This is a genomic window from Burkholderia sp. 4M9327F10, from assembly GCF_005503145.1.
In the GTDB taxonomy this organism is placed as follows: domain Bacteria; phylum Pseudomonadota; class Gammaproteobacteria; order Burkholderiales; family Burkholderiaceae; genus Paraburkholderia.
In genome coordinates, this window is the sequence record NZ_SCNV01000011.1 from 49,267 (window position 1) to 75,827 (window position 26,561).

Consider the following 26,561-nt stretch of genomic DNA (forward strand, 5'->3'; position numbering starts at 1 on the left):
CGCTTCACTCCAGCGCCGCGGCAACGAGTTCGGCCACGTCGAGCACTTCCGGACGTGGACCGACCACGCCTTCGAGCATCGCCGTGCAGTTCGGGCAGCCCACCGCAACCACCTCGGCGCCAATCGCCCGCGCGTCGGCAATCCGGATGTCGGGGATGCGCTGCTTGCCGGGGATATCCGTCAAAGGCGCACCGCCGCCTCCGCCGCAGCAGCGGCCACGTTTGCCGTTGCGCTCCATCTCGACCACCTTGATGCCGATCGACTTGAGCAGTTGCCGCGGCGCTTCCGTCTCGCCGTTATAGCGGCCCAGATAGCAGGGATCGTGATACGTGATGCGTTTCTCGGCCAGCGTCTCGGCAGCCTTCGGCGATAGCTTGCCGGATGCGACCAGGCTGGCGATCAGGCTCGTGTGGTGCAGCACTTCAAAACGCGTGCCCAAGGCACGATATTCGTTGCGCAGGCTATGCATGACGTGTGGGTCGGCGGTAACGATGCGCTTGAACGAAAGCTTCGACAAGGTGCCGGCCAGTTGCTTCGCCATCCGCTGGAAGGTGGCTTCATCGCCGAGGCGCCGCGCAACGTCGCCGGTATCGGTTTCGTCGCCGCCCAGCACGGCGTAGTCGACACCGGCCTTGTTCAACACCGTCACCAGTGCGCGCAGGGTGCGCTGGTAACGCATGTCGAACGCGCCTTCACCCGCCACCAGCAATACGTCGACCGGTTTGCCCGCTTGTGCGACCGGCGCATTCAGATCAACCGCCCAATCGTAGCGCGCGGCCTTGTCGTAGCCGCCTGCCGTGCCGGTCTCGCGCAGGTTCGCCAGCACTTCCGGGCCCTTGCCCGGCACGGTGCCGTGCACCAGCGTCTGATTGCGGCGCATGTCCACAATCGCATCCACATGCTCGATCAGCATCGGGCACTCCTGCACGCAGGCACGGCAGGTGGTGCACGACCACAGCGTATCGGCTTCGATCAGGCTGGAGACGATAGACCGGTCCGGTGCACCCATGTGCTGTCCGACCGTAAGCCCCGGCGTCGGGCTGCCGGCGTAGGCCGCATCCGAACCGCCCACCATGCCGGTCACCAGATCCTGAATCAGCTTCTTTGGATTGAGCGGCTGCCCCGCGGCAAATGCCGGGCATGCTGCTTCGCACTTGCCGCACTGCACGCAGGCATCGAAGCTCAGCAACTGGTTCCAGCGAAACTCCACCGGCTTTCCCACGCCGTATTCGTTCTGTTCGAGTACAGGTGTTTTCAATGCCGTCGGAGGCGTCGCATCGGCGCGCACCTCAGCGTGACCGGCAAAACGCTCCTGCCGTGGATGGAACGCCAGATGCAACAGCCCGGCCAAGGCATGTTTCATCGGGCCGCCATGCGCGGCACCCATGGTCATGGCAAACGCGCCCACTGCAATCAGCAGCGCGAAAATCACAGCGAGGCCACCGGACATCGTCGAAGCGGGCACCAGCACGAACAGCAGCAACCCCAGGGCGAAGGAGCCGAGCAACCAGGGCAAGGTATCCCACGGACCGCGCGACAGGCGCGCCGGCACCGCTTTCGCCCCACTACGCCGGCGCCAGACGAACACCGCCCCCACCAGCATGACCAGCGCCGCGAGAAAGATCAGCCTGTCGAGCCATGGCGAGTAAATCGCCAGTCCATAGTTGAGAAACACCAGCGCAAACGCGGCAATCGCGCCCCCCGCCGTGGCAACGTGCGTCTTGGCGATGTACGGATCGCGTGCCACCACGTGATGCAGATCGACAAAGTAGCGCTTCGGGATAGTCAGCAGGTTGGTCCAGCCGAACGCGCCCGCGGCCGTCGCGCGTCCCAACCGCCAGTAAGACGAACGCTTCGCGACCGCAAACGCGAGACCGGCAACCGAGACCCACAGCAACGCGGTGATGAGAAACGCCGGGCTCATCGTTAGAAGTCCTTGCAGAGGCGCAGCGCGTCGTAAATCGCGCCGTGGATGTTGTGCATCGAGATGCAGTCGCCGACCCGGAACAGCAGGAAGCGGCCATTGCCCAGCTCTTCCGAAAGCGAGGGCTGCGGCTCGGCTGCAAACAGCTTGTGGACGTCAACCTGGCCGCGGTTCACCGATTCCGGCTTCAGCTTCCAGTACAGTTCGTCGTTGGGCGTGCTGCCGTTCTCGATCACCACCTGATCGACGGCACGCTCCTCCTGCTCCTCGGTGTATTCGTTGCGCAACACGGCAATCTTCTTGCCGTCCTCTTCGTAGACGCGGTCGAGCCAGTAGTTCGGCGTATGGATCACGCCCTGCGCATAGAGGCGGCGGTAGAAAATCGGGAAAGTCGTGCCGCCGACGTCGTCCGCCACCTTGACGTCGGGCGTGACGATCTCGACTTTCGACCCGCGGCTGGCGATGAAGTCAGCGACGCCTGCGCCGGCATGGGTGCTTACGCCGTCATAGACGAGCACGTTCTGTTTCGGCTCGACGCGGCCCGCCAGAATGTCCCACGAGCTGACCGCAAGGCCTTCGTCTACACCCCAGGCCGGCACCTGCTGCGTGAAGCTCGAACCACCCGTGGCAAGCACGATGATGTCCGGCTTCTCAGCGAGAATCATCTTGTCATCCGCGGCGACGCCCAGACGCCGGTCCACGCCGAGACGTTTCGTTTCCATATCGAACCAGCGGACAATGCCGGCCATCTGTTCGCGCTGCGGCGCCTTCGCGGCCAGCATGATCTGACCGCCGACGGCTTCGCTCTTCTCGAACAGCACGACATCATGGCCGCGTGAACGCGCCACCCGTGCCGCCTCGAGCCCCGCCGGCCCGGCGCCGACCACCACCACCTTGCGGCGCGGCCCGCGTGTCTTTTCGATCACATGCGGCATGGTCGCTTCACGCGAGGTCGCGGCGTTCTGCACGCACAGCACGTCAAGACCGTTGTACTGGCGGTCGATGCAATAGTTCGCGCCCACACACTGCTTGATTTCGTCTTCCCGTCCGTCGCGGATCTTGATGACCATATGCGGGTCGGCAATCTGCGCGCGCGTCATGCCGACTAGATCCACCATGCCGTTGGCGAGCAGCCGTTCCGCCTGACCCGCATCGCGAATGCTCTGCGCGTGCATCACCGGCAGCTTCACGACCGACTTGATCCCCGCTGCGAGATGCACGAACGGCTCCGGCGGCAGCGCCATCGGCGGCATGCAGTTCGCCAGCGTGTTGTGGGTATCCGCACCCGAACCGATCACGCCGATATAGTCAATCAGCCCCGTCTCGGACATCGCCTGCGCGATCTCCTTCAACTGTTCGTGGTCCAGCCCGTCCTCGTGGAATTCGTCGCCGCACATGCGCAAGCCGACACAGAAATCGCGTCCAACGGCTTCACGCACGGCGGTCAACACCTCCACGCCGAAGCGCAAACGGTTCTGCAAACTGCCGCCCCATTCATCGGAGCGGAAGTTGGTACGCGGGCTCCAGAACTGATCGATCAGATGCTGGTGCGCGGCGGAAATCTCAATGCCGTCCATGCCCGCCTGCTTCACCCGCCTCGCCGCCGCGGCAAAGTCCGCGATGATGCGGCGGATTTCCTCGACTTCGATAATCTTGGCGTTGCCGCGGTGCACGGGTTCGCGCACGCCCGAGGGCGTCATCAGATGCGGCCAGTGTTCGCCATGAAACGCCGAGCGGCGGCCCATATGCGTCGCCTGAATCATGATCTTCGCGCCGTGCCGGTGCATTGCTTCAGCGAGGCGTCCGAGCGGATCGACGATCTTGTCGGTCGAGAGATTCACCGACTTCCACCAGCCCTGCGGACTGTCGATCGACACCGGGCTCGATCCGCCGCACACCGCGAGGCCGACACCGCCCTTGGCCTTTTCCTCGTAGTAACGGATATAGCGGTCGCCGGGCAGGCCACCCGGTTCAGCATAGACCTCGGCATGCGCGGTGCTGACTATGCGGTTGCGCAAGGTCAACTGATTCAGCGTCAAAGGTTTGAACAGGTTCGGGTAACGCATCGCGGACGACCTCGGGCGGGGTTCGATTAAGGCGGGTTTTAATGAGCGAGCGGCGACACTTCGAATACGCAATGCGCGTGATGTTCGGCCGCGCATTGCACTTCCGCCGAGCGCGAGCGCGGTGCGCCCTTACCCGCTTCCGTGGTGTCATTGACCCAATCCATGGCGCCGGCAAACCAGCCCGCGAACATGTAGCAAAGCTTGCCTTCCTTGCCCGGTTGCGCCAGCACAAAGGACGAGTGATGCAATTCGATCCGCGCACGGGCATTCGCCGGATCGGCTTCGACGATCTTGAAGAGGCCCCAGCCGCGTTGCGACAGGCGGTTCAGGTAGTGCTCGAACACCGCCATGCCGCTGATGCCGTGTTGCTTCGCTTCCTTGTCGCACCAGTGGTAGGCAGACTTGTAGCCGGCCTTGTAAAGAATCTCGGCGTAGGCGTCGCGGCCCAGTGCTTCTTCGACCGCGGTGTGGTTGTTGGTGAAGAAATGTCGCGGCACGTACAGCATGGGCAGCGAGTCGGTAGTCCAGACGCCGGTGCTCGGATCGACGTCGATAGGCAGTTGCGGTTGCATGGCGGGGCGCTCCGTGGGGTAGAGGTTATTTGTTATTGGCTCAAGCGCCCCAGACGTCGCGGAACACACGCACCCAGTTTTCGCCCATGATCTTGCGGATTCGCGTCTCGCTCCAACCGGCCTTTTCCATTGCCGCGGTGAGGTTCGGGAACTCGCCAATGGTGCGGATACCTTCGGGGTTGATCACCTTGCCGAAGTTCGTCAGCCGGCGATAACGGCCCTTGTCGTGCGTGATCCAGTCGAAGAAGTCGACGGTATAGCCTTGCGTGAAGTCCGAGCCGATCCCCACGGTGTCTTCGCCGATCAGGTTCACCACATAGTCGATGGCTTCGACATAGTCCTCCACGGTCGCATCAATGCCGCGCTTGAGGAACGGCGCGAACATCGTGACGCCGACAAAGCCGCCCGCATCGGCAATCTCCCTCAGTTGCTCGTCCGACTTGTTGCGCGGATGCTCCTTCAGGCCCGAGGGCAGGCAGTGCGAGTAGCACACCGGCTTCTTCGAGAAAGCAATCGCCTCGGACGAGGTGTTGCCGCCCACGTGCGAAAGGTCGACCATGATGCCGACGCGATTCATTTCGCTGATCACTTCGCGCCCGAATCCGGACAAGCCGCCGTCGCGCTCATAGCAGCCCGTGCCGACCAGGTTCTGCGTGTTGTAGCAAAGCTGCACGACGCGCACGCCCATATCGGCGAAGGCTTCGATATAGCCGAGGTTGTCCTCGAAGGCATGCGCGTTCTGGAAGCCGAGAATCACGCCCGTGCGCTTTTCTTTCTTGGCGCGCAGGATGTCGTCGGTGGTGCGCACCAGCGTCAGCAGTTCGCTGTTCTCGCGGATCTGCTGCTTCATCAATGCAATGTTGTCGACGGTCTTGGCAAAGCTTTCCCAGACCGATACCGTGCAGTTCGTCGCGGTAATGCCGCCCTTTTGCATGTCTTCGAACACCGAGCGGTCGAACCGCGAGATGTTCAGACCGTCGATGATGATGCTGTTCTCGTGCAGATTGCTCATTCTGTTTGCTCCATCTGGCTGGCGTGTGGGGACGCTGCTATGACCCTGGCGTGACGTGGTTTGGCCTGACAGCGAATCAGTAGATCGGGAAGCGCTCGCACAGTGCGAAGATCTCGCGGCGCACGCGCTGCTCGGTGGCTGCGTCGCCTTCAGGCGAAACCCGCAGCGCTTCGAATACTTCGAGAATCAGGCGTCCAATCTCGCGGAACTCGCTCACGCCAAAGCCGCGTGTCGTGCCCGCGGGCGTGCCGAGGCGAATGCCGGAAGTGATCGTGGGCTTTTCCGTATCGAACGGGATGCCGTTCTTGTTGCAGGTGATGCCGGCGCGCTCCAGCGCCTGCTCGACCTGAGTGCCTTTCAGGCCCTTGGGACGCAGATCCACCAGCAGCAGATGGTTGTCGGTGCCGCCCGTGACGAGGTCCACACCACCGGCCTTCAGCACTTCACCCAAGGCTTGAGCGTTGGCAAGCACGCTGTCGATATACGACTTGAAGCCATCCTGCAGCGCTTCACCGAACGCCACCGCCTTGCCGGCGATCACATGCATGAGCGGCCCGCCCTGCAGGCCCGGAAACACCGCGGAGTTGATCTTCTTCGCGATGTCTTCATCATGGGTCAGCACGAAGCCGCCGCGCGGACCACGCAAGGTCTTATGCGTCGTCGAAGTCACAACATGCGCATGTTCGACCGGATTCGGATGCCGGCCCGCCGCAATCACCCCGGCGATGTGCGCCATATCCACCATCAGCTTCGCGCCGACGCTGTCGGCAATCGCGCGAAAACGCGCAAAGTCGAGCACCCGCGGGTAAGCGGAAAAGCCGGCAATGATCAGCGTGGGCTTATGCTCGTGCGCGAGCGCTTCAACCTGGTCGTAGTCGAGACGCAGCGTTTCGCGGTCCACGCCATACTGAACCGCGTTGAACCACTTGCCGGAGAGCGCCGGTTTCGCGCCGTGGGTCAGGTGGCCGCCCGCATCGAGCGACATGCCGAGCACCGTATCGCCCGGTTTGGTCAACGCCAGCATCACTGCGCCATTGGCCTGCGCACCGGAATGCGGCTGCACGTTGGCATAGCCGGCATTGAACAGTTGCTTGACGCGCTCGATAGCGAGCGTTTCAATCTGGTCGGCGAATTCGCAACCGCCGTAGTAACGCTTGCCCGGATAGCCTTCCGCATACTTGTTGGTCAGCACCGAGCCTTGCGCTTCGAGCACGGCGCGCGAGACGATGTTTTCCGACGCAATCAGCTCGACCTGCGACTGTTGCCGCTCGAGCTCCTTAAGCACTGCGCCGCGCACCGGCGCGTCGCGTTCTGCGAGAGTCTGCGAAAAGAAAGGGTTGGCGTTCGACATGGGGCGTCCGTAATAGGATGGAATGCATGGATGGAGGCGGCCCGCAAAACTCCGTGAATCCCTTGACTGGCCTGCTGCCACCGGCTACCGACGGCTCTATTCTTCCCCCTCGTCTGAAACGCCAATTTATGAATTCAGACGCGTTCTTTGCCTTTTCCGCCATTCAAGTCCGTTTTGGACAAGTGACCGCTCGTGCGAATGGGCTGCTGCAGCGCAGCGTGTCCGCACTGCTTGCGTGCGCAATGCGCCCGCGAACAGTGCCTTTGCCGCACACACCCGGTGCGGCGGCGCACTCCGCCCTTTCATCCAGCTTGATAAGGCCAGGGTTTAGCCGTATGGCATGCTTGTTGCGCTCGAACCCAGAATGACGAAGCCGTCTCCCCACGACGGCCGCAACAATACAGAGCCGAAGGAACACCCGCACCATGTCGCCTGACCGCACCGCGTCGCTGTCCCACTTCGCTTTCATGCCCCTGCCGAACTTCACGATGATCGCGTTCACCAATGCGATCGAAGTGCTGCGCATGGCGAACTACCTGAGCGGACAGCAGCTCTACCGCTGGTCGATCATCAGCCCGGAAGGCGGCCCGGTCACGGCAAGCAATGGCCTCGCGGTCGACACGGGTCCGGCCGAATGCGTCGGCCAGCCCGATATCGTGTTCGTATGCGGCGGCATCGACGTGCAGCGCGAAACCACCCCCGCCCACCTTTCGACGCTGCGGCGTTTTTCACGCGCAGGCGTGGCGCTCGGCAGTCTGTGCACCGGCACCTATGCTCTGGCGAAATCCGGGCTGCTAGCAGGATATGCGTGTGCGATCCATTGGGAAAACATGTCGGCGCTCAAGGAAGAGTTTCCGGACACACGTTTCCTCAAGGAACTCTTTGTGATCGACCGTGACCGCGTGACCTGCACCGGCGGTGTCGCGCCGCTCGACATGATGCTCAACCTGATTGCAGCGCGCGTCGGCACGGCACGCGTTACACAGATTGCCGAGCAGTTCATCGTCGAACATGTGCGCGACACCAACGCGCAACAGCGCATGCCGCTGGTGGCGCGGCTCGGTTCAGCCAACAAGTCGCTGTTCGAAGTGATTGCGCTGATGGAGAACAACATCGAGGAGCCGCTGTCGCGCGAAGAACTTGCGCGGCTCGCCAGTATGTCGCAGCGCCAGTTGCAGCGCCTGTTCCGCGAACACCTCGGCATGACGCCGACGCATTACTACCTGACCTTGCGCTTGCGCCGCGCCCGCGAACTGCTGTTGCAGACCGATATGTCCATCATGCATATCACCATGGCGTGCGGCTTCCAGTCCGCGTGCCACTTCAGCAAGAGCTATCGCGACGCCTTCGGAACCGCCCCCACCCGCGAACGGCGCAAGCAGGTTGCACCGCTTGCGCACACCATGCCCGCCGGTGCGCCGGTCGGCATTGCGCTGAGAGTCTAAGAGGACAGTTGCGGTCTCTGCATCGCGTGCGGCGAAGCAGCCGCACGCGGCCAGCCAATACGGATACGGCAATAGCCGCAGGCAGCCGTGCTTAATTGCTTCTTTTAATGCAGCGGGTATTCAATCGCGCAGTCCTCTGCGCCGTGACAATACCGGCCATTAATGTAGTCATTTCCTCACCAATCAATCAGGAAATCCTTAGAAAAACTCTATTTCCTGAAAATCTTCCGGTTTAAAGCGTAAAAGATTCGCTTTGCCGCCTTCAGACTCATTCTTTCCGGTCGTAAACACATGCAGGTAGAATCAGTTGTAAAACAACTGACATATTCCCCATTGTGTTGATACCCTCTCATAACCGGCGGGCCGCCCCGCGTGGTAAGGGTAAATACCTAACCATTAACGTTTGTTGACAGACAACTTTATATGTACCCTCGTGGTTGCTTTACAAGATGAAGGGCATCGAGGCTTCCGCACTGCTGCTGCGTCATTCCACGCCGCAGTACGCGATAAAGCATCGGTGGCGCCCGAGTCAGCGACTTTCAGGAACCACGATGGAAATAAGCCATATTGCCGGTGCCACGGCCCGCACACGGGTCCGTTATGGAATCCTGTTGATGATCTTCATCATCACGACTTTCAATTACGCAGACCGGGCCACCCTGTCGATTACGGGCACCGCCATGCGCAAGGCGTTCGGCATCGACCCGGTCCAGATGGGCTACATCTTCTCCGCGTTTAGCTGGGCATATGTCCTGTCGCAATTGCCGAGCGGCTGGCTTCTCGATCGCTTCGGCGCACGCCGCGTCTACGCGGCCAGTATCTTCATCTGGTCGTTTTTCACTCTGCTGCAGAGTAGCGTCGGCATGATGGGCAGCGCTGCGGCCGTGGTCGCGCTGTTCGTGTTGCGTTTCGCCGTTGGGATAGCCGAGGCCCCGGCGTTTCCCGCCAACGGCAAGGTCGTCGCAAGCTGGTTTCCCACTGCGGAACGCGGCACGGCATCGGCCGTCTTCAATTCGGCCCAGTATTTTGCCGCCGTCATCTTTACACCGCTGATGGCGTGGCTCACGCATGCGTTCGGCTGGCAGCAGGTCTACGTGGCGATGGGCATCGGTGGGATCGCGCTGGCCATGATCTGGCTAAAGGTGATGCGAAGTCCCGCCGACCATCCGCGCATCAATCAGGCCGAGCGCGACTATATCGAGCAAGGCGGCGGGGTCATACACACGCCGAAGAAGCGCAGCCCTCACGCGGCCGGCGATGCGGCCAACAATCCCGCCAACCCGGCAAGCCTGAAGCGCATGCGCGAGCTGCTGGGCAACCGCATGCTGCTCGGCGTGTACCTGGGCCAGTACTGCGTCAACGTGCTGACCTATTTCTTTCTCACCTGGTTTCCGTTGTACCTCGTGCAGGCCCGCGGCATGTCGATCCTGCAGGCAGGCTTCGTCGCATCCATACCGGCTATCTGCGGTTTTGCCGGCGGGGTGCTCGGCGGCGTGTTCTCGGATGCGCTGATCAAGCGTGGCTACTCGCTGACCATGGCGCGCAAGATTCCAATTGTGGGCGGCATGCTGTTGTCCGTGACGATGATCGGTTGCAACTATGTGAGCGCCGACTGGCTCGTGGTCTGCCTGATGGCGCTGGCCTTCTTCGGCAAAGGCATCGGTGCGCTAGGGTGGGCGGTGGTCGCGGACACGGCGCCACGCGACGCTATTGGCCTCTCGGGCGCCATTTTCAACATGTTCGGCAATGTCGCCGGGATCGTCACTCCTATCGTGATCGGCTACATCCTCAGCAAGACCGGTTCGTTCGACGGCGCGCTGGTTTTTGTCGGCGCGCATGCCTTGCTGACGGTGTTCGGCTATCTGGTGATCGTGAAGGATATCAAGCGTGTCGAGTTGCGCGCCGCGAGTTGAGCCATACGAAGTTGCACTAATGTGCGCGACCCGGCTCGCCCGTATCGGGGTCGGCAGTCCGCATCACATAACAATCCGCTTCACATAACAGACCTGCTTTGGAGATCTATAGATGCAATCCGTCGTCAAATGGGGCGCCGCTGTCGCGGCGAGCGTGGCCATGAGCATTGGCGCGGCCTCTGCTACCACCGTCGTCTACGTTTCGAACGCGGATAGCCGGACAATCTCGGTACTGCAACTGAACAAGGACAGCGGCACACTGTCGACGATCCAGGATGTGCCCGTGTCCGGCATGGTCATGCCGCTCGCGGTCAGCCCGGACCGCCGGTACCTGTTTGCCTCCTTGCGCTCGAAACCGTACTCCGTCGAGAGCTTCCGTATTGCCCCGGACAGCGGCAAGCTCACGCCGATCGGCACGAGTCCCCTGCCGGAGAGCATGGCGAACCTCTCCAACGATCGCTCCGGCCGCTACCTGTTGGCCGCCTCGTATGGCGGCAATCTGATCAGTGAAAGCCGCATTGGCGCCGACGGTCTCGTCGAGCCCGCGCACCTCGTCATTCCGACCAAACCCAAGGCGCACGCGATCAAGACGGACCCATCGAACCGCTGGCTCTTCGCGACCAATCTGGGCGGCGACATCATCATGCAGTGCCGCTTCGACGCAGCGACAGGGGCGATCACACCGAACGACCCGCCAACCCTGAACTTCGCCAACCAGGCCGGTCCGCGCCATTTCGTGTTCCATCCGAATGGACGTGTCGTCTATGTAGTGGACGAGCTCGACGGCAAGCTCGAGCGCCTCTCGTTCGATCCGGACAAGGGCACGCTTGCCATTCAACAGACGGTCTCCGCTTTGCCTTCGGGCTTTGGCGGCACGCCATGGGCAGCGGACGTCCACACTACGCCCGACGGCCAGTATCTCTACGTTTCGGAGCGCACCTCGAGTACCTTGATCGGCTACCGCATCGCCGCTCAGGATGGCGCACTGACGAGCTTCGGCCAATACCCGACCGAGACTCAGCCGCGTGCGTTCGCAATCGATTCGTCAGGCCGCTATCTCCTGTCGGCAGGCCAGTTGTCGAATGCGGTAAGCGTTCACAGGATCGATCAGGGCAGCGGCGAACTGGTGCGGCTCGGCTCGTTTCTGGTCGGCAAGAATCCTTCCTGGGTCGAGATCGTCGACATCAACTAGCCGGTATGCGGCTCGGTCGCGCGTCACGGTTGCAGGTTGCAGGCTGCAGCCGCTAACGCGTGACTGATCCGCGCCGGCCGCTGGGGTTAACGTCATTTTTCGGTGATCCGAACATGAAGAACTTAAGCATACGCACAGCCTTGCTGGCGATCCTCGCCGCCTTCGCAGCCATGATCGTCGGCGGTGGAGTCGCCGGCATTGTCGCGCTGGGCGCCGCCAACGCGTCGACCGAGCGCGTCCATACGATTTCCGCGCGCTGCATCCTGCTCAACGACGCCTATAAGGACATGACGCGGGCCCGCGCCGCGCTGACGCGCGCCTATAGCACGGCGCGCGAAAATCCCGCCAGCGGCGTGAATACCGGCGCCATCGACAGCGCCACGACAAGCCTGAAGCACTCGGTCGCACAGTTGCAGACCTTCGCGGACTCTCCGCCGTTTGCCGGCCAGGATGAGGCTCTTCAGCAAACCATCCTGCAGTCCGCCCGCGATCACGCGCAGATCGTGCAGCGGGCGCTTGAAGCATTGCGCGCCAACAACCCCGAGGCCTACGCGGCGATCAACGCAAAGGACATCACCAGTTCCGGCGCAGCGTACTCGGCAGCGGTGGAGCAATTCCAGCGGCAAGCAAACCAGTTGGCCCAGCAGGAGTCGGACGCCGAACAGGACCGTTACGCGCTGATCGTCAAGCTGGTCGCAGCAGGCGTATTGTGTGCACTCGGTCTGATCGTCGCGGTTCACTATGCATTGCGAAGCAACGTCATACGTCCGCTTACGGAGGCCGCAAGCCTGCTGGGGCGGGTTGCCGATGGCGACCTGACGATCGGCGCGAAGACCGCCGCGGGAAACAACGAGGTGGGCCGCCTGTTCGCCGCGATTGCCCGCATGCAGGAGGGGCTGACGCGCACGGTGCTGCAGGTGCGGATCAGCTCGGACGCGGTGAACCTCGGCGCTCAGGAAATCGCGGCGGGCAATATGGACCTGTCCTCGCGAACCGAGCAGCAATCGGCCGCATTGGAAGAAACGGCAGCCAGCATGGAGGAACTGACCTCCACCGTGACGCATAACTCCGATAATGCAGGCGAGGCTCGACAGCTCGCCAGTAACGCGGCGGACCTCGCGATTCGCAGCGGCGACGTCGTGCAGGGTGTCGTGGCGACGATGAATGAAATCAGCAGCAGCTCCGCGAAGATGGCCGACATCGTTGCCGTGATAGACGGGATTGCGTTCCAGACCAATATCCTTGCGCTGAACGCCGCGGTGGAAGCCGCCCGCGCCGGCGAACAGGGACGCGGATTTGCCGTCGTCGCGAGTGAAGTGCGCGCGCTGGCGCAGCGCAGCGCGAGCGCCGCGAAGGAAATCAAGGCGTTGATCGACGACTCGCACGGCAAGGTCGAAGCAGGCAACTCCCTGGTCACACAGGCGGGCGGCGCGATCAGCGAAACCGTTGCCGCTGTGCGCCGGGTGGCGGAAATCGTGCAGGAAATCGCCACGGCATCCGCCGAGCAAACCACCGGCATCGTGCAGGTAGGCCAGGCCGTCTCGCAGATGGAGCAAGTGACCCAGCAAAATGCCGCGCTCGTCGAACAGGCGGCCGCGGCAGCCGGGTCGCTGGAGGCACAGGCCCGTCAACTGGAAGAGGCTGTGTCTTCGTTCCGGCTTCTGCAGCAGCCGGGTTCGAGGTAGTGTCCGGCGGGCGCCAGATTGCGCGCCAGCGTATCTATTGCAACGCTTAGCGCTCCCACGAACCGGGGCCGGCCGGCGCGCCTTTGCCGTAACGCCGCCGCGCCTCGCCGGGTACGCTCGCTGCGATCTCGCCCTCATCCGCGAGCGCCTTCAGCGCCGCGATCACAATGGATGCGCGGTCGACCTCGAAGAACTCGCGTAAGGCTGCACGCGTGTCGCTGCGTCCGAAGCCGTCGGTACCGAGCGTCACGTAACGGCGCGGCACATACGCCCGGATCAGTTCGGGAATCGCACGCACATAGTCCGTTGCCGCGATAACGGGCCCGTGTGACGCAGCAAGCGCCGTGGTGACATACGGCGCAGGTGCAGCCTCGCCGAGCCGCTCAAGCCGCTCAGCCGCCATGCCGTCACGCTGCAATTCGGTGAAGCTGGTCACGCTCCACACTGCGGCCGCGACGCCCCACTCATCCTTCAGCATCTGCTGCGCCGCGAGCACCTCGCCGAGAATCGCGCCGGAACCGAGCAGTTGCACACGTGCTGCGTTGTGTGCTTTTTCAAGTGCTTCTTCCTGCGATCCAGCGGAAGACAGCGGATAAATCCCCTTCAGTATCCCTTCGCGCACACGCTGCAAATCGCCCTCAGGGACCGACGGTTGCGCGTAGTTCTCGTTCATCACCGTCACGTAATAGAACACGTCACGCTGCTGCTCGACCATCTCGCGCATGCCCTCATCGACGATCGCCGCTACTTCATAAGCGAAAGCCGGATCGTACGCACGGCAGTTCGGAATCGTCGAAGCGGCCAGATGGCTCGTGCCGTCCTGATGCTGCAGCCCCTCCCCGCCGAGCGTGGTCTTGCCGGACGTGGCGCCAATCAGGAAACCGCGTGCGCGTTGATCGGCCGCAGCCCAGATGATGTCGCCAATACGCTGGAAGCCGAACATCGAGTAGTAGATGTAGAACGGCAGCATCGGCAGGTCATGCACGCTATACGAGGTTGCCGCGGCAATCCACGACGACACCGCGCCCGCCTCCGAAATACCTTCTTCGAGAATCTGCCCGTTGATGTCCTCGCGGTAATAGAGCATCGAGCCGAGGTCTTCAGGCTCGTACAACTGCCCCAGCGGCGAATAGATGCCGACCTGGCGGAACATGTTGGCCATGCCGAAGGTGCGCGCCTCGTCGGCGACGATCGGCACCACCCGCCGGCCGATCTGTTCATCCTTGAGCAGCGCGGTGAGCATGCGCACCAGCGCCATCGTCGTGGACATCTCGCGGCCATTCGCCTCCAGCGCGAATTGCCCCCAGGTTTGCAACGAAGGAACGATCAGCCCCTTCGTTGCGACTCTCCGCCTTCTGGGCAGATAGCCCCCAAGTGCCGCCCGGCGTGCATGCAGATACTGCATTTCCGGGCTGTCTGCTGCTGGCTTGTAAAACTTCACCTGTTCGACGTCCTCATCCGGGATCGGCAAACGGAAGCGGTCGCGGAACGCTTTCAGGTCGTCGAAATCGAGCTTCTTCTGCTGGTGCGTCGTCATCCGGCCCTGGCCTGAAGTGCCCATGCCGAAACCCTTCATGGTCTTGGCGAGGATCACCGTGGGCTGGCCGCGATGTGCCAGCGCGCGGGCGTAGGCCGCGTGCAGCTTGCGCACGTCGTGGCCGCCGCGGCGCAGGCGGTCGATCTCGTCGTCGCTCAGTTGTGCGGCCAGTGCGGCGAGCTCCGGGTTCTGGCCGAAGAAGCGGGCGCGGTTATACGCACCGTCATTGGCCGAGAAGGTCTGGAACTGGCCGTCCACCGTATGGGCGAACGCACGCATCAAGGCTCCCGTGCGATCGCGAGCGAACAGCGCATCCCAATCCGAGCCCCACACCACCTTGATCACGTTCCAACCCGCGCCGGTGAAGTGGGCCTCCAGCTCGTCGATGATGCGGCCGTTGCTGCGCACCGGACCATCGAGCCGCTGCAGATTGCAGTTGATGACGAACACCAGGTTGTCGAGCCCCTCGCGCGCCGCCAGCGAAAGTGCGCCGAGCGACTCCGGCTCGTCCATCTCGCCGTCGCCGAAAAAGCCCCATACCTTGCGGCCTTCGGTGTGCGCCAGCCCGCGGTTCTGCAGATAGCGCATGAAGCGCGCCTGGTAAATCGAGTTGATCGGGCCAATGCCCATCGAGCCGGTTGGAAACTGCCAGAAGTCCGGCATCAGCCACGGGTGCGGATACGAGCACAGACCCGGTCCAGCGATTTCACGCCGGTAATGCTGCAGGTGTTCCTCGCTGAGGAAGCCTTCGAGGTAGGCGCGCGCATAGACGCCCGGCGACGAGTGCGGCTGGAAGTAGACGAGATCGCCACCGCTGCCCTCGCCTGCTTCGGGACCGCTCGCGCGAAAGAAATGGTTGAAACCGACTTCGAACAGGTCCGCCGCCGACGCGTAACTGGCAATGTGTCCGCCCAGTTCGCCATAGGCCTTGTTGGCGCGCACCACCATCGCGAGTGCATTCCAGCGCAACGCCGCGGCAAGCCGCTCCTCGAGTTCGAGATTGCCCGGATAACGCGGCTGCTGATCGAGCGGAATCGTATTGACGTAGGGCGTGATGCGCGCGCGGGACGACTCGACGCCGAGCGACAGCGCATGGGCCGCGAGCCGGTCGAACAGATACTGCGCGCGGTCATGGCCCACGTGCGCGACGACCCCCTCGAGCGCTTCCAGCCACTCCGCTGTTTCCGCGGGATCGCTATCTTCCTCAACCCGTTCCGGGGACCGCAACTGCAACGCACCGCTCGACAGATCCGTCATGGCATCACTCCCGCATGGAGGCATTCGGTTCACAAATGGATGGATAGATGTTAACCATCAAGCCACAAAATAGGCGTCTCATTTGCTTGCGCTTCGCAGCTACGGTAGTGTATTTATTCTGCGCATGTCCTCATTTACGGAATATGTCATCTATGACGACGCCACCGAAACGGCTCGACCGCATCGACATCGGGATACTTAGCCAGTTGCAGCAAAACGCTCGCATCACCAATTCGGAGCTGGCGCGTGCGGTCAACCTGTCGCCCACGCCGTGCTTCAACCGGGTGCGGGCGCTCGAAAAGCTGGGCTTGTTCAAGCAGCAGGTCACGCTGCTCAATCCCGAGCCGCTCGGTCTGCGCATCAACGTGTTTATTCAGGTGAGTCTGGAAAAGCAGGTCGAAGAGGCGTTGCAGCGCTTCGAGCAGGCTATCTCGGAGCGCCCGGAGGTGATGGAGTGTTATCTGATGAGCGGCGACGCCGACTATCTGCTGCGCGTGGTCATGCCCGACATGCAGACGCTCGAGCGCTTCATTCTCGAACATCTGACGAAAATCCCCGGTGTGTCGAACATCCGTTCGAGCTTCGCGCTCAAGCAGGTGCGCTACAAGACGGCCTTGCCGCTGCCCGCGTCGGGGCTGACGCTGGTCGATCCCGATGATGTGGCGACGGACTGGCGCTGACTGGCGTTAATAGCAAAGCACCTTGGGGTACGTTGGAGCGCCTTAGGGGGCATCAAGGTGCGTTGAGTTGCCTTAGGCCTAAACAGGAATACTCGTGGTCGAAAGAATCTCCTTGAGCACCACGAAGGACCGGATCTGCCGCACACCCGGCAGATAAAGCAATTGCTCCGCGTGAAGCCGGTTAAAGCTTTCGCTGTCTTTGGTGCGCACCAGCATGAAGTAATCGAACTCGCCCGTCACCACGTGGCACTCCATACAGCCCGACACCTTCTGCGCGGCTGTTTCAAAGTCGGCAAACGACTCCGGCGTCGAACGGTCCAGCACCACGCCGATCATCACCAGCATGCCGGCGTCCAGCGCCTTGGCGTCGAGTAGCGCCACCACCCCGCGAATCAGCCCCATCTCCTTGAGCCGTTCGACCCGGCGCAGACACGCCGGCGCGCTCAGATTCACCCTGGACGCGAGCGCCACGTTCGAGATCGAAGCGTCGCGTTGCAACTGCCGCAGGATGGCCCGATCGACGCGATCTATCTCCGGGCTTGCCTGGCGGGCCTCCGGCGCAGGGGCACGAAATTTTCTTGCGGACATAGCGGCTCATAAGAAGCAAATGTAGGTTAAAAATACCATCAACCTATTTAAAGCCGCAATTCGCCAATTTATTCGCAACCAAGTTTCTTCCAAACTTTTCTACCATAGACTTCATCGCGGCGCTGGCTGCCGCAGCATCGACGGCGACCCCTTCTGGCGTTGAGCGCCTGGGGGCGAGTCGACACTGAGACTCTCTTTCTCACCGGAGCCTTGCATGAATCTGAAGAAATTCCCCCGCCACGCCCTCACCTTCGGCCCGACCCCTATCCAGGCGTTGCCGCGTCTGAGCCAGCACCTCGGCGGCAAAGTCGAGCTGTACGCGAAACGCGAAGACTGCAACAGCGGCCTCGCGTTTGGCGGCAACAAGACCCGCAAGCTCGAATATCTGATTCCCGAAGCGATCGCGCAGGGCTGCGACACGCTGGTTTCGATCGGCGGCATCCAGTCGAACCAGACGCGCCAGGTGGCTGCGGTCGCCGCGCATCTGGGCATGAAATGCGTGCTCGTGCAGGAGAACTGGGTGAACTACTCCGATGCGGTGTATGACCGTGTCGGCAACATCCAGATGTCGCGCATCATGGGTGCAGACGTGCGCCTGGTCGCCGACGGCTTCGACATTGGCTTTCGCAAGAGCTGGGAAGACGCGCTGGAAAGCGTGCGCCAGGCCGGCGGCAAACCGTACGCGATTCCGGCGGGCTGCTCGGATCATCCGTTGGGCGGGCTCGGATTTGTGGGCTTTGCCGAGGAAGTGCGGCAGCAGGAAGCCGAACTGGGGTTCAAGTTCGACTATATCGTCGTGTGCTCGGTGACAGGCAGCACGCAGGCCGGCATGGTGGTCGGCTTCGCAGCGGACGGCCGCGCCGACCGGGTGATCGGCATCGACGCCTCGGCCAAGCCCGCGCAAACGCGCGACCAGATCTTCCGGATTGCGAAGCAAACCGCCGAGAAGGTCGAACTGGGCCGCGACATCGTGGCGAAAGATATCGTGCTCGACGAACGCTACGGCGGCCCGGAATATGGCTTGCCGAGCGAGGGAACGCTGGAAGCCATCCGCCTGTGCGCGAAGCTCGAAGGTGTGTTGACCGATCCGGTCTACGAAGGCAAGTCGATGCAAGGCATGATCGACAAGGTGCGGCTCGGCGAATTCCCCGCCGGCTCAAGGGTGCTTTACGCTCACCTGGGCGGTGTGCCGGCGCTGAACGGTTATAGCTTCCTGTTCCGCAGCGGCTGATACGTCGCAAAGGCGAAACGCGCATTCGGGTCTGAGGTGGGCAATGGAGAACGTTATGCAATTGCGTGGTGAAACGCATGCCTGGCATTGGCGCCGCCAGCCTTCAAGGCTCACCCAGGTGTGCATCGTCACCGATGACAGCGTGACGGACACGTTCGAAGAGGCTCTGGTGGCGTGGTTAGGAAACTCGCCACAGGTGGCTCTGCTGCACCTCTACGACCCGGCGACGGCACACGCCGAGTGGCTCGCTACACGCGAGTGCAGTGAAACCAGACCGCGCAAGCTGGAAAATGCGCTCGAAAAGGCTATCGACCCGCTCCCGCGCGACTGCCGCCTGTTGCTCTGCTCCGTGGATGTGGCTGCACTGGAGTGGCTTGGCGGAGTCGTCGGACAGCGGGTCTTCTTTACCCACTATCGTCCCGACGTCAATCAGCAGCGGCAACTCGCAGCCATGATCGGCACCATGGAAGATGCCTTACGCGCCTCGCTCACCGAAAAGTGGGGAGACAGCTATTGACCGCTATCCGCATCGAGCGGACGCATTGAAACGCCTCGCACCACGTCGTTCACGATTCGTCCTGCAGTTGCTCGATCAACTGCAGGACGAACTCTTTCAAGGCAGCCGACAACATGCGCCCAGACAAGGTCTGAATCTGTACGCTGCGCAGCGCCATGCCGGGATGGTCGATCGGGATCGCCACGAGACCGTCCTGCTCCAGCCGCGTCTGCACGGTAAATCGGCTCGTCAGTGAGACAGCACCTGAAAGCTGCGTAAAAACGCACAGCGTGCTCGAGTTATTGCAGGTTAAGACCGGGTCGAACAGCAGACCTTCAAGACTGGACGTCACGTCGAACATTTGCCGGATCGTGGTGCTCCGATCGAGTAGCGCAATCGGAAAGCGTTGCAGGTCCGCCAGCGACACGTTGCTGCGAACAGCCAGTTCATGCGTGCGCTGCATCAACGCATAGATCGGCGCACTGCGCGCGTACTCGACGCGGATCTCAGGGTCGCGGGCAACACTGAAGGTCAAGCCGATATCCGCGTCGCCGTTGCGCACTCGCAATGTCACGTCCTGAGGCGCGGTCACCGTCAACTCGAAGCGCGTGCCCGGCGATTTCTCGAGAAAGCGTGCGATGACACGCGGCAGCATATCCCGCGCAAAAGCCTCCGACGAGGCAATCCGAATCGTGCTTCGATCGAACGAGGCAAGGGCCTTGATTTCGTCGAGCACCTGCTCGCCCTCAAGCAGGGTACGCCGCACATGAGCAGCCAGAAGCTCGCCTGCCTTGGAGAGCGCCATGCCGCGCGGCTGCCGCTCGAATAGCGGATACCCCACTTCGTCTTCCAGCTTCGCAATCTGCCGGCTGATCGCCGAGATCGTCACGTGCAATTGCTCGGACGCTTCGCTTAGCGAGCCCGTGTTTGCAACCGCCAGAAAGTAACGAAGAGCGACGCTGTGCATGCAGGACGCGCTGGTTTGCGCTTTTGGAAAAGGGAGGCCGCAAATAAGTCAATTGTGGTACGGCTTTTGGCTTCGTACGCTTGGTTCATCGAAGCAATCGCAAGCAACGTACAAGCCCGCTGATGAGGAGCATGATGACACGCGATAAAGCGATCGACAACGCCATTTCATATTTCGATTCGGGCGATTTTCTGCGAGACCTGGAACGCAGGGTCCGCATGGAAACCGAGAGTCAGGAAGCCTCGGGTATGCCCGTACTCTGGGACTATCTGAACCGCGAGCTTGGCCCCTCGGTCGAACGGCTCGGCTTCGAAGCGCACATCGTGGCGAACCCGGTTGAAGGTGGCGGCCCGTTCCTGCTCGCGGCCCGCATCGAAGACGCTGCCCTGCCCACCGTCCTTATCTATGGACACGGCGACGTGGTGCGCGGATACGCGGGCCAATGGAAGAACCAGATGTGTCCGTGGGACATCACCATAGACGGAGACCGCTGGTACGGCCGCGGCACTGCGGATAACAAGGGCCAACATACGATCAACCTGGCCGCGCTCGAACAGGTCATGGCCGCAAGAAACCAGCGCCTCGGTTTCAACGTCAAGCTGCTTATCGAAATGGGCGAAGAAGCAGGATCGCCCGGACTCCAGACGCTCTGTGAACAGCACAAGGAAACCCTCGCGGCCGATCTTCTGGTTGCTTCCGACGGCCCTCGCGCCAGCGCCGGCACACCCTGCGTTTTTCTCGGCTCGCGCGGACTCGTCAACTTCACCCTCTCGGTCAACCTGCGCGACGGCGCCCACCACTCGGGCAATTGGGGCGGGCTGCTGCGCAACCCCGGCACGGTGCTCGCCAACGCGATTGCGTCCATCGTCGATGCGCGTGGCCGGATTCTCGTCGAGCCGTTGCGCCCCCAGGGCATTCCGCAGGCCGTACGCCATGCGCTAAGGGATATCGCCGTAGGCGGCGGACCCAACGATCCCGCCATTGATCCTGACTGGGGCGAACCATCCCTGAGCGCTCAGGAGCGCGTCTACGGCTGGAACGCGCTGGAGGTGCTGGCGTTCACGACCGGAAACCCCGCCAATCCGGTTGGCGCCATTCCCGCAACCGCGCGTGCGCATTGCCAGCTCAGGTATGTGGTGGGCACCGACGCCAACAACATCGCTGCGTTCCTGCGCAGCCACCTGGACCGGCTTGGCTTCGGCATGGTCGAGATTGAGATCGGCGAACAGATGGGCGCGACACGCCTGCCGCCCGATGATCCCTGGGTCGAATGGGCACTTGGATCGCTGCGGCAAACAACTGGGAAGAAACCGGACCTGCTGCCGAATCTCGGCGGCTCGATACCCAATAACGTCTTTGCGGACACCCTGGGCATGCCGACGATCTGGATTCCGCATTCGTATGGCGCCTGCTCCCAGCACGCGCCGAATGAACATCTGCTTGCGAGCGTAGCGCGCGAAGCGCTGCAGATCATGGCCGGCCTCTTCTGGGATCTCGGCGAAACAGGCTCGATGGTTCGAAATCATCGCCGACAGCAGAACCTCACCAGCGAAATGACCTGAAGCCCTTTTGCCCAAGCGAATACTCCCCCATCCCCTGGAGTGTCAAATGCATACCGCCGCGACTGTAACCGATACCGATGCCGACGCCGTTCCGATTGAGACCAGGCGTTCCAGTTTTTACTGGATCATCATGGCCGCCTCGATCGGCAACGCGCTTGAATGGTTCGATATCCTGATCTATGGATTTTTCGCCACTACCATCGCCAAGACGTTTTTCCCGGCGTCGAACGCGACCGTGTCGCTCCTCGTGACACTCGGCACATTTGGCATTTCGTACCTCGTCAGGCCGGTCGGCGCGCTCGTGCTGGGCTCCTACGCGGATAGGCGCGGTCGCAAGGCGTCGATGATGGTGTCGATTGTCATGATGATGCTGGGCACCGCCATCATCGCCTTGATGCCGGGCTACGCGGCGATAGGCGTCGCGGCGCCGATTGCGGTCGTCTGCGCGCGTCTGATCCAGGGATTTTCCGCGGGAGGCGAATTCGGCAGCACCACCGCCTTCATGGTCGAGCAGGCGCCCGAACGAAAAGGCTTTATCGCCAGCTTCCAGTTCGCAAGCCAGGGCCTGAGCTACCTGCTCGCAGCGGGGTTCGGGGTCATCCTGACGAATACGCTCGATACGGCTTCACTTGAATCCTGGGGCTGGCGCTTGCCGTTTTTGTTCGGCATCCTGATCGGACCCGTAGGCCTTTATCTGCGCAAGCACGTCCACGAGGGACAAAGTTTCAAGGAAGCCAAACCAGAAGAGTCGCCGGTCAGCGCGGTGTTTGCGCGCCAGAAGAGCCGTATGCTCCTTGCCATCGGCACGCTGGTCCTTTCGACCGGGACCAGCTACGTCATTCTTTACATTCCGACCTATGCGGTCCGCCAGCTTCACCTTCCCGAGAGTTTCGGTTTCATCGCGGCAGCGCTCACGGGTGCCATTCTCACATTCGTCACACCGTTTGTCGGCCACCTCTCCGACCGGGTCGGGCGGGTGCGCCTGATGACCTGGTCAGGCATCGTCTTCACACTGACCATTTACCCTGTGTTCAAGGGTCTCGGTGAACACGCCAGCCTTGGCGCGCTCATGGCGATGATGGCGTGGGTGGGTCTGCTTAAAGCGGTCTATTTCGGTGCCTTGCCGGCATTGATGGCGGAGACGTTCCCAGTCGAAACGCGGGCGACCGGCATGGCGATCAGCTACAACATTGGCGTGACCCTGTTCGGCGGCTTCGCGCCGCTGATTGTGGCCTCGCTGATTCAGGCGACCGGCAGCAAACTGGCGCCGGCTTTTTATCTGATGTTGCTCGGCGTGATCAGTCTGGTTGCGTTGTGGCGGTGCCGCAAGACGCTGAATCTGCGCTAACGCGCATTGGAAGCCCCGCATGGGATACGCGCTGGCGTGCGGCAGATGCAGCGGCGCCGGCCCGCTGCACGCCACACTGCGGCGGGCGGCCGGTCGCAAGCGCGCCACCGCCCGCCCACTGCCCCATCAAGCCGCCTTCAATAACCCATGCGGGTCGATCACAAACTTGCGCGGCGCGCCGCCATCGAACTTGCGATACCCCTCCGGCGCCTCATCGAGCGACACCACCGTCACATTGACGATCTCCGCAATCGGCAGACGGTCCCACAAGATCGCCTGCATCAGGTTGCGGTTGTACTTCATCACCGGCGTCTGCCCGGTATGGAACGAGTGTGACTTGGCCCAGCCCAGGCCGAAACGGATGCTCAGGCTGCCCTTGCGCGCGGCGGCGTCGGCCGCACCCGGATCGTCGGTCACATAGAGGCCGGGAATGCCAATCGCTCCGGCCACCCGCGTGATATCCATCAGCGAATTGAGCACCGTAGCGGGCGCTTCCTCCTGGTGACCATGGCTGCCGTGGCCGTGCGCCTCGAAGCCCACGCAATCCACGGCACAATCCACCTCGGGCTTGCCGAGAATCTGCGCGATCTGCTCGCCGAGCGTCGCATCGCGCGACAGGTCGACGGTTTCGAATCCCACCGCACGGGCATGCTCGAGACGTTCTGCGTTCATGTCGCCGACAATCGTGCAAGCCGCGCCCAGCAGGCGCGCCGATGCCGCCGCGGCCATCCCCACCGGCCCCGCACCTGCGATATACACCGTGGCCCCCGGCTTCACACCCGCCATCACCGCGCCGTGATAACCGGTGGGCAGGATATCGGACAGGCAGGTCAGATCGCGGATCTTGGCCATCGCTCGATCGCGGTCCGGGAATTTCAGCAGGTTGAAGTCCGCATACGGCACCAGCACATATTCGGCCTGGCCGCCGATCCAGCCGCCCATATCCACGTAGCCGTACGCGCCGCCGGCACGCGCGGGGTTCACGTTCAGGCACACGCCGGTGTGCTGCTCCTTGCAGGTCTGACAGCGGCCGCACGCCACGTTGAACGGCACCGAGACCAGATCGCCGATCTTCAGCGTCTCGACATCGCGGCCCAGCTCGACCACCTCGCCCGTGATTTCGTGGCCGAGCACCAGCCCGACCTCCGCGGTCGTGCGGCCGCGCACCATGTGCTGATCGGAACCGCAAATGTTGGTCGACACCACCTTGAGGATCACGCCGTGGCCGATTTGCCGGCCGCTGGGGTCGACCATCTTCGGATAATCGATCGGCCGCACTTCGACCTTGCCCTGCCCCAGATACACGACTCCACGATTGCTGCTCATTGTCTCGTCTCCATGTTTGTCACGCTGCTCGGTTGATAGCGTGTCTCGCCACGACACCCGGCGAACGCCGCTGCTTCGAGCGTATGCCTTGAGCCCCTGCGACAAGTGTGCAAAACCCGACATGAGCTTGGCCCAAACCGACAACGCAAGCACAGCGCCGTTTTTGTTGATTGAACGATCAATAAAAAACCGCTAGAGTGAAGTCTTTCGCCGGGACCGCAACCGGAACTGCGACCAGACCTGCGAGCGAAACAGGCGAACCGCAATCGCGGCCAGAATCTGAGAGAACCATGCCTAAAGTTGGAATGCGCGAAGTGCGCCGCGCGCAACTGATCGACGCCACCCTGCTCACCATCGACCAGGCAGGGCTTGCGGGCACCACGCTGGCGTCGGTGGCGCAGCGCGCGAATATTTCAACCGGCATCGTCAGCCACTACTTCGGCGACAAGGACGGTCTGCTCGAAGCCACCATGCGCCACATCCTGCGCGACCTGTGGGCGGCAACAACGCGCCGCAGAATCGTTGCGAGACCTCAGGCGCGCGCCCGTCTGCGGGCCATCGTGGCGGCCAATTTCGACGTCAGCCAGGTAAGCGGCCCGGTCATGAAAACCTGGCTCGCATTCTGGACGCAGAGCATGCATGAGCCGCAACTGCGGCGGCTGCAACGGGTCAACACGCGGCGGCTGTTTTCGAATCTGTGCGCGGAGTTTGCGAAGGAACTCCCGCGCGCCTCGGCCCGGCGCGCAGCCAGCGGCCTCGCCGCGATGATCGACGGACTGTGGCTGCGCGGCGCGCTCGCGGGCGAGCCGTTCGACACCCGTGCGGCGCTCAGGCTCGCGAACGAATACATCGACATGCTGCTGGCGCCCGAAGCCTGATGCCCAGGGTCACGTCAAACAGCGTCGCCCGCTTTCAAGGAGAATCCTGATGTCTTTGTTACCCGCTCACGGTCTGCAACGCCTCTATATCGGCGGCGAGTATGTGGATGCCACCAGCGGCGCCACCTTCGACACCTTCGATCCCGCCACCGGCGAAAAGCTCGCCACGGTCCAGCAGGCGAGCGCCGCGGATATCGACCGCGCCGTGCAATCGGCCCACGAAGGGCAACGCCAATGGGCCGCGCTGACAGCGATGCAACGCTCGCGCATCCTGCGCCGCGCGGTCGAGCTGCTGCGCGAGCGCAACGACGCCCTTGCCGAACTCGAAATGCGCGACACCGGCAAGCCGCTCGCCGAAACCCGCACGGTGGATATCGTCACGGGCGCGGACGTGATCGAGTATTACGCCGGCCTCGCCACCGCGATCGAAGGCCAGCAGATTCCGCTGCGCGCCGAGTCGTTTGTCTACACGCGGCGCGAGCCGCTCGGCGTGACCGCCGGCATCGGCGCCTGGAACTATCCGGTCCAGATTGCCTGCTGGAAGTCCGCACCGGCGCTCGCGGCCGGCAATGCCATGATCTTCAAGCCGAGTGAAATCACGCCGCTGTCCGCCTCGAAGCTTGCGGAAATCTATCTGGAAGCGGGCGTGCCGCCTGGCGTGTTCAACGTCGTGCAGGGCGACGGCAAAGTCGGCGCGCTGCTCGCCGCGCATCCCGGCATCGCCAAGATTTCGTTTACCGGCGGCGTCGAAACGGGCAAGAAGGTGATGTCGCTCGCCGGCGCCTCGTCATTGAAGGAAGTGACGATGGAACTCGGCGGCAAGTCGCCGCTGATCGTCTTCGAAGATGCCGATCTCAACCGCGCGGCCGACATCGCCGTCACCGCGAATTTCTTCAGCTGCGGTCAAGTCTGCACCAACGGCACGCGCGTGTTCGTTCATCAATCGGTGCAACAGGTCTTCGAAGCCAAGGTTCTCGAACGGGTCAAACGCATCCGCATCGGCAAGCCCTCGGACCCCACAACCAATTTCGGGCCGCTCGCCAGCGCCATCCAGCTCGACAAGGTGCTCGGCTACATCGAAAGCGGCAAGCAGGAAGGTGCGCGCCTCGTGACAGGCGGCGCGCGGATTGTCGAAGGCGATTTTGCACGCGGGCAGTACGTGTTGCCCACCGTATTCGCCGACTGCCGCGACGACATGAAGATCGTCCGTGAGGAAATCTTCGGCCCCGTGATGAGCCTGCTCACCTTCCACGACGAGGACGAAGTGATCGCGCGCGCCAACAACACGATCTATGGCCTCGGCGCAGGCGTGGTGACCGAAAACCTCGCACGCGCACACCGGGTGATTCATCGCCTCGAAGCCGGCATCTGCTGGATCAATACATGGGGCGAATCGCCGGCCGAAATGCCGGTGGGCGGCTACAAGCAGTCGGGCGTGGGACGCGAGAACGGCATCACGACACTTGAGCACTACACCCGTATCAAGTCCATCCAGGTCGAACTGGGCCGTTACCAACCGGTGTTCTAAGGG

At 62.5% G+C, this 26,561-nt stretch carries 20 protein-coding genes; 11 read left to right on the top strand and 9 right to left on the bottom strand.

The annotated features are described in order from the left end of the window. Positions 1-4 precede the first annotated feature (4 nt). The 5 genes from FFS45_RS13310 to FFS45_RS13330 all read right to left on the bottom strand — a co-directional run bounded on the left by FFS45_RS13310 (position 5) and on the right by FFS45_RS13330 (position 6,925). Entirely contained in the window at positions 5-1,924 is a 1,920-nt protein-coding gene (locus tag FFS45_RS13310; protein WP_137955110.1) for a (Fe-S)-binding protein, read from the bottom strand. 2 nt (positions 1,925-1,926) lie between these two features. Further along, on the bottom strand, positions 1,927-3,990 hold the full coding sequence (locus FFS45_RS13315) for an NADH:flavin oxidoreductase (RefSeq protein WP_137955111.1): 2,064 nt from the start codon (positions 3,988-3,990) through the stop codon (positions 1,927-1,929). Positions 3,991-4,028: 38 nt separating this feature from the next. Then, the gene (locus FFS45_RS13320; protein WP_137955112.1) at positions 4,029-4,562 is read right to left on the bottom strand and encodes a DUF5943 domain-containing protein; all 534 of its coding nucleotides are present in this window, start codon (positions 4,560-4,562) and stop codon (positions 4,029-4,031) included. 40 nt (positions 4,563-4,602) lie between these two features. After that, positions 4,603-5,574 carry a dipeptidase gene (locus tag FFS45_RS13325; protein ID WP_137955113.1) on the bottom strand — a complete coding sequence of 324 codons (972 nt, stop codon included), beginning with the start codon at positions 5,572-5,574 and terminating at the stop codon, positions 4,603-4,605. A gap of 76 nt (positions 5,575-5,650) precedes the next feature. Beyond that, positions 5,651-6,925, bottom strand: coding sequence for a serine hydroxymethyltransferase (locus tag FFS45_RS13330; protein ID WP_137955114.1), 1,275 nt, complete (start codon positions 6,923-6,925; stop codon positions 5,651-5,653). Between the two features lie 425 nt (positions 6,926-7,350). On the opposite strand from FFS45_RS13330, the gene FFS45_RS13340 reads away from it, so the two are divergent. The 4 genes from FFS45_RS13340 (at position 7,351) to FFS45_RS13355 (ending at position 13,160) form a co-directional block, all read left to right on the top strand. Beyond that, positions 7,351-8,370 (top strand): GlxA family transcriptional regulator, encoded by a 1,020-nt coding sequence (locus tag FFS45_RS13340; protein ID WP_137955116.1) that lies wholly within the window; start codon positions 7,351-7,353, stop codon positions 8,368-8,370. A 551-nt stretch (positions 8,371-8,921) separates the two neighbouring features. Continuing rightward, positions 8,922-10,283, top strand: a complete 1,362-nt coding sequence (locus FFS45_RS13345) for an MFS transporter (protein WP_137955117.1) — start codon at positions 8,922-8,924, stop codon at positions 10,281-10,283. Between the two features lie 112 nt (positions 10,284-10,395). Beyond that, the gene (locus FFS45_RS13350) at positions 10,396-11,475 is read left to right on the top strand and encodes a beta-propeller fold lactonase family protein (RefSeq protein ID WP_137955118.1); all 1,080 of its coding nucleotides are present in this window, start codon (positions 10,396-10,398) and stop codon (positions 11,473-11,475) included. Between the two features lie 113 nt (positions 11,476-11,588). Beyond that, positions 11,589-13,160 carry a methyl-accepting chemotaxis protein gene (locus FFS45_RS13355; RefSeq protein ID WP_137955119.1) on the top strand — a complete coding sequence of 524 codons (1,572 nt, stop codon included), beginning with the start codon at positions 11,589-11,591 and terminating at the stop codon, positions 13,158-13,160. A gap of 46 nt (positions 13,161-13,206) precedes the next feature. Here FFS45_RS13355 and mdeB read toward each other — a convergent pair whose 3' ends face one another. Then, positions 13,207-15,954: an alpha-ketoglutarate dehydrogenase gene (gene mdeB / locus FFS45_RS13360; RefSeq protein ID WP_137955120.1), complete on the bottom strand. Its 2,748-nt coding sequence runs from the start codon at positions 15,952-15,954 to the stop codon at positions 13,207-13,209. Between the two features lie 152 nt (positions 15,955-16,106). Here mdeB and FFS45_RS13365 point away from each other — a divergent pair, with 152 nt between their 5' ends. Next, positions 16,107-16,634 carry an Lrp/AsnC family transcriptional regulator gene (locus FFS45_RS13365; RefSeq protein ID WP_137955121.1) on the top strand — a complete coding sequence of 176 codons (528 nt, stop codon included), beginning with the start codon at positions 16,107-16,109 and terminating at the stop codon, positions 16,632-16,634. A 78-nt stretch (positions 16,635-16,712) separates the two neighbouring features. On the opposite strand, the gene FFS45_RS13370 is transcribed toward FFS45_RS13365, so the two are convergent. Beyond that, complete coding sequence (locus tag FFS45_RS13370) at positions 16,713-17,222, bottom strand: Lrp/AsnC ligand binding domain-containing protein (RefSeq protein ID WP_137955122.1); 510 nt, start codon at positions 17,220-17,222, stop codon at positions 16,713-16,715. 214 nt (positions 17,223-17,436) lie between these two features. Here FFS45_RS13370 and FFS45_RS13375 point away from each other — a divergent pair, with 214 nt between their 5' ends. After that, positions 17,437-18,453: a 1-aminocyclopropane-1-carboxylate deaminase gene (locus FFS45_RS13375; protein WP_137955123.1), complete on the top strand. Its 1,017-nt coding sequence runs from the start codon at positions 17,437-17,439 to the stop codon at positions 18,451-18,453. A gap of 55 nt (positions 18,454-18,508) precedes the next feature. Continuing rightward, on the top strand, positions 18,509-18,970 hold the full coding sequence (locus tag FFS45_RS13380; RefSeq protein ID WP_137955124.1) for a hypothetical protein: 462 nt from the start codon (positions 18,509-18,511) through the stop codon (positions 18,968-18,970). 49 nt (positions 18,971-19,019) lie between these two features. Here the strand turns inward: FFS45_RS13380 and FFS45_RS13385 are convergent, their stop codons facing one another. Next, a complete protein-coding gene (locus FFS45_RS13385) occupies positions 19,020-19,916 on the bottom strand; it encodes a LysR family transcriptional regulator (protein ID WP_137955125.1) in 897 nt (298 codons plus the stop codon). Between the two features lie 134 nt (positions 19,917-20,050). On the opposite strand from FFS45_RS13385, the gene FFS45_RS13390 reads away from it, so the two are divergent. Beyond that, the gene (locus FFS45_RS13390) at positions 20,051-21,478 is read left to right on the top strand and encodes a M20 family metallopeptidase (protein ID WP_137955207.1); all 1,428 of its coding nucleotides are present in this window, start codon (positions 20,051-20,053) and stop codon (positions 21,476-21,478) included. A 46-nt stretch (positions 21,479-21,524) separates the two neighbouring features. Next, positions 21,525-22,826, top strand: coding sequence for an MFS transporter (locus FFS45_RS13395; RefSeq protein ID WP_137955126.1), 1,302 nt, complete (start codon positions 21,525-21,527; stop codon positions 22,824-22,826). A gap of 126 nt (positions 22,827-22,952) precedes the next feature. Here the strand turns inward: FFS45_RS13395 and fdhA are convergent, their stop codons facing one another. Beyond that, the gene (fdhA, locus tag FFS45_RS13400) at positions 22,953-24,152 is read right to left on the bottom strand and encodes a formaldehyde dehydrogenase, glutathione-independent (protein ID WP_137955127.1); all 1,200 of its coding nucleotides are present in this window, start codon (positions 24,150-24,152) and stop codon (positions 22,953-22,955) included. A gap of 290 nt (positions 24,153-24,442) precedes the next feature. Here fdhA and betI point away from each other — a divergent pair, with 290 nt between their 5' ends. After that, complete coding sequence (gene betI, locus FFS45_RS13405) at positions 24,443-25,030, top strand: transcriptional regulator BetI (RefSeq protein WP_137955128.1); 588 nt, start codon at positions 24,443-24,445, stop codon at positions 25,028-25,030. Positions 25,031-25,079: 49 nt separating this feature from the next. Continuing rightward, positions 25,080-26,558, top strand: a complete 1,479-nt coding sequence (betB, locus tag FFS45_RS13410) for a betaine-aldehyde dehydrogenase (protein ID WP_137955129.1) — start codon at positions 25,080-25,082, stop codon at positions 26,556-26,558. Positions 26,559-26,561: the final 3 nt, after the last annotated feature.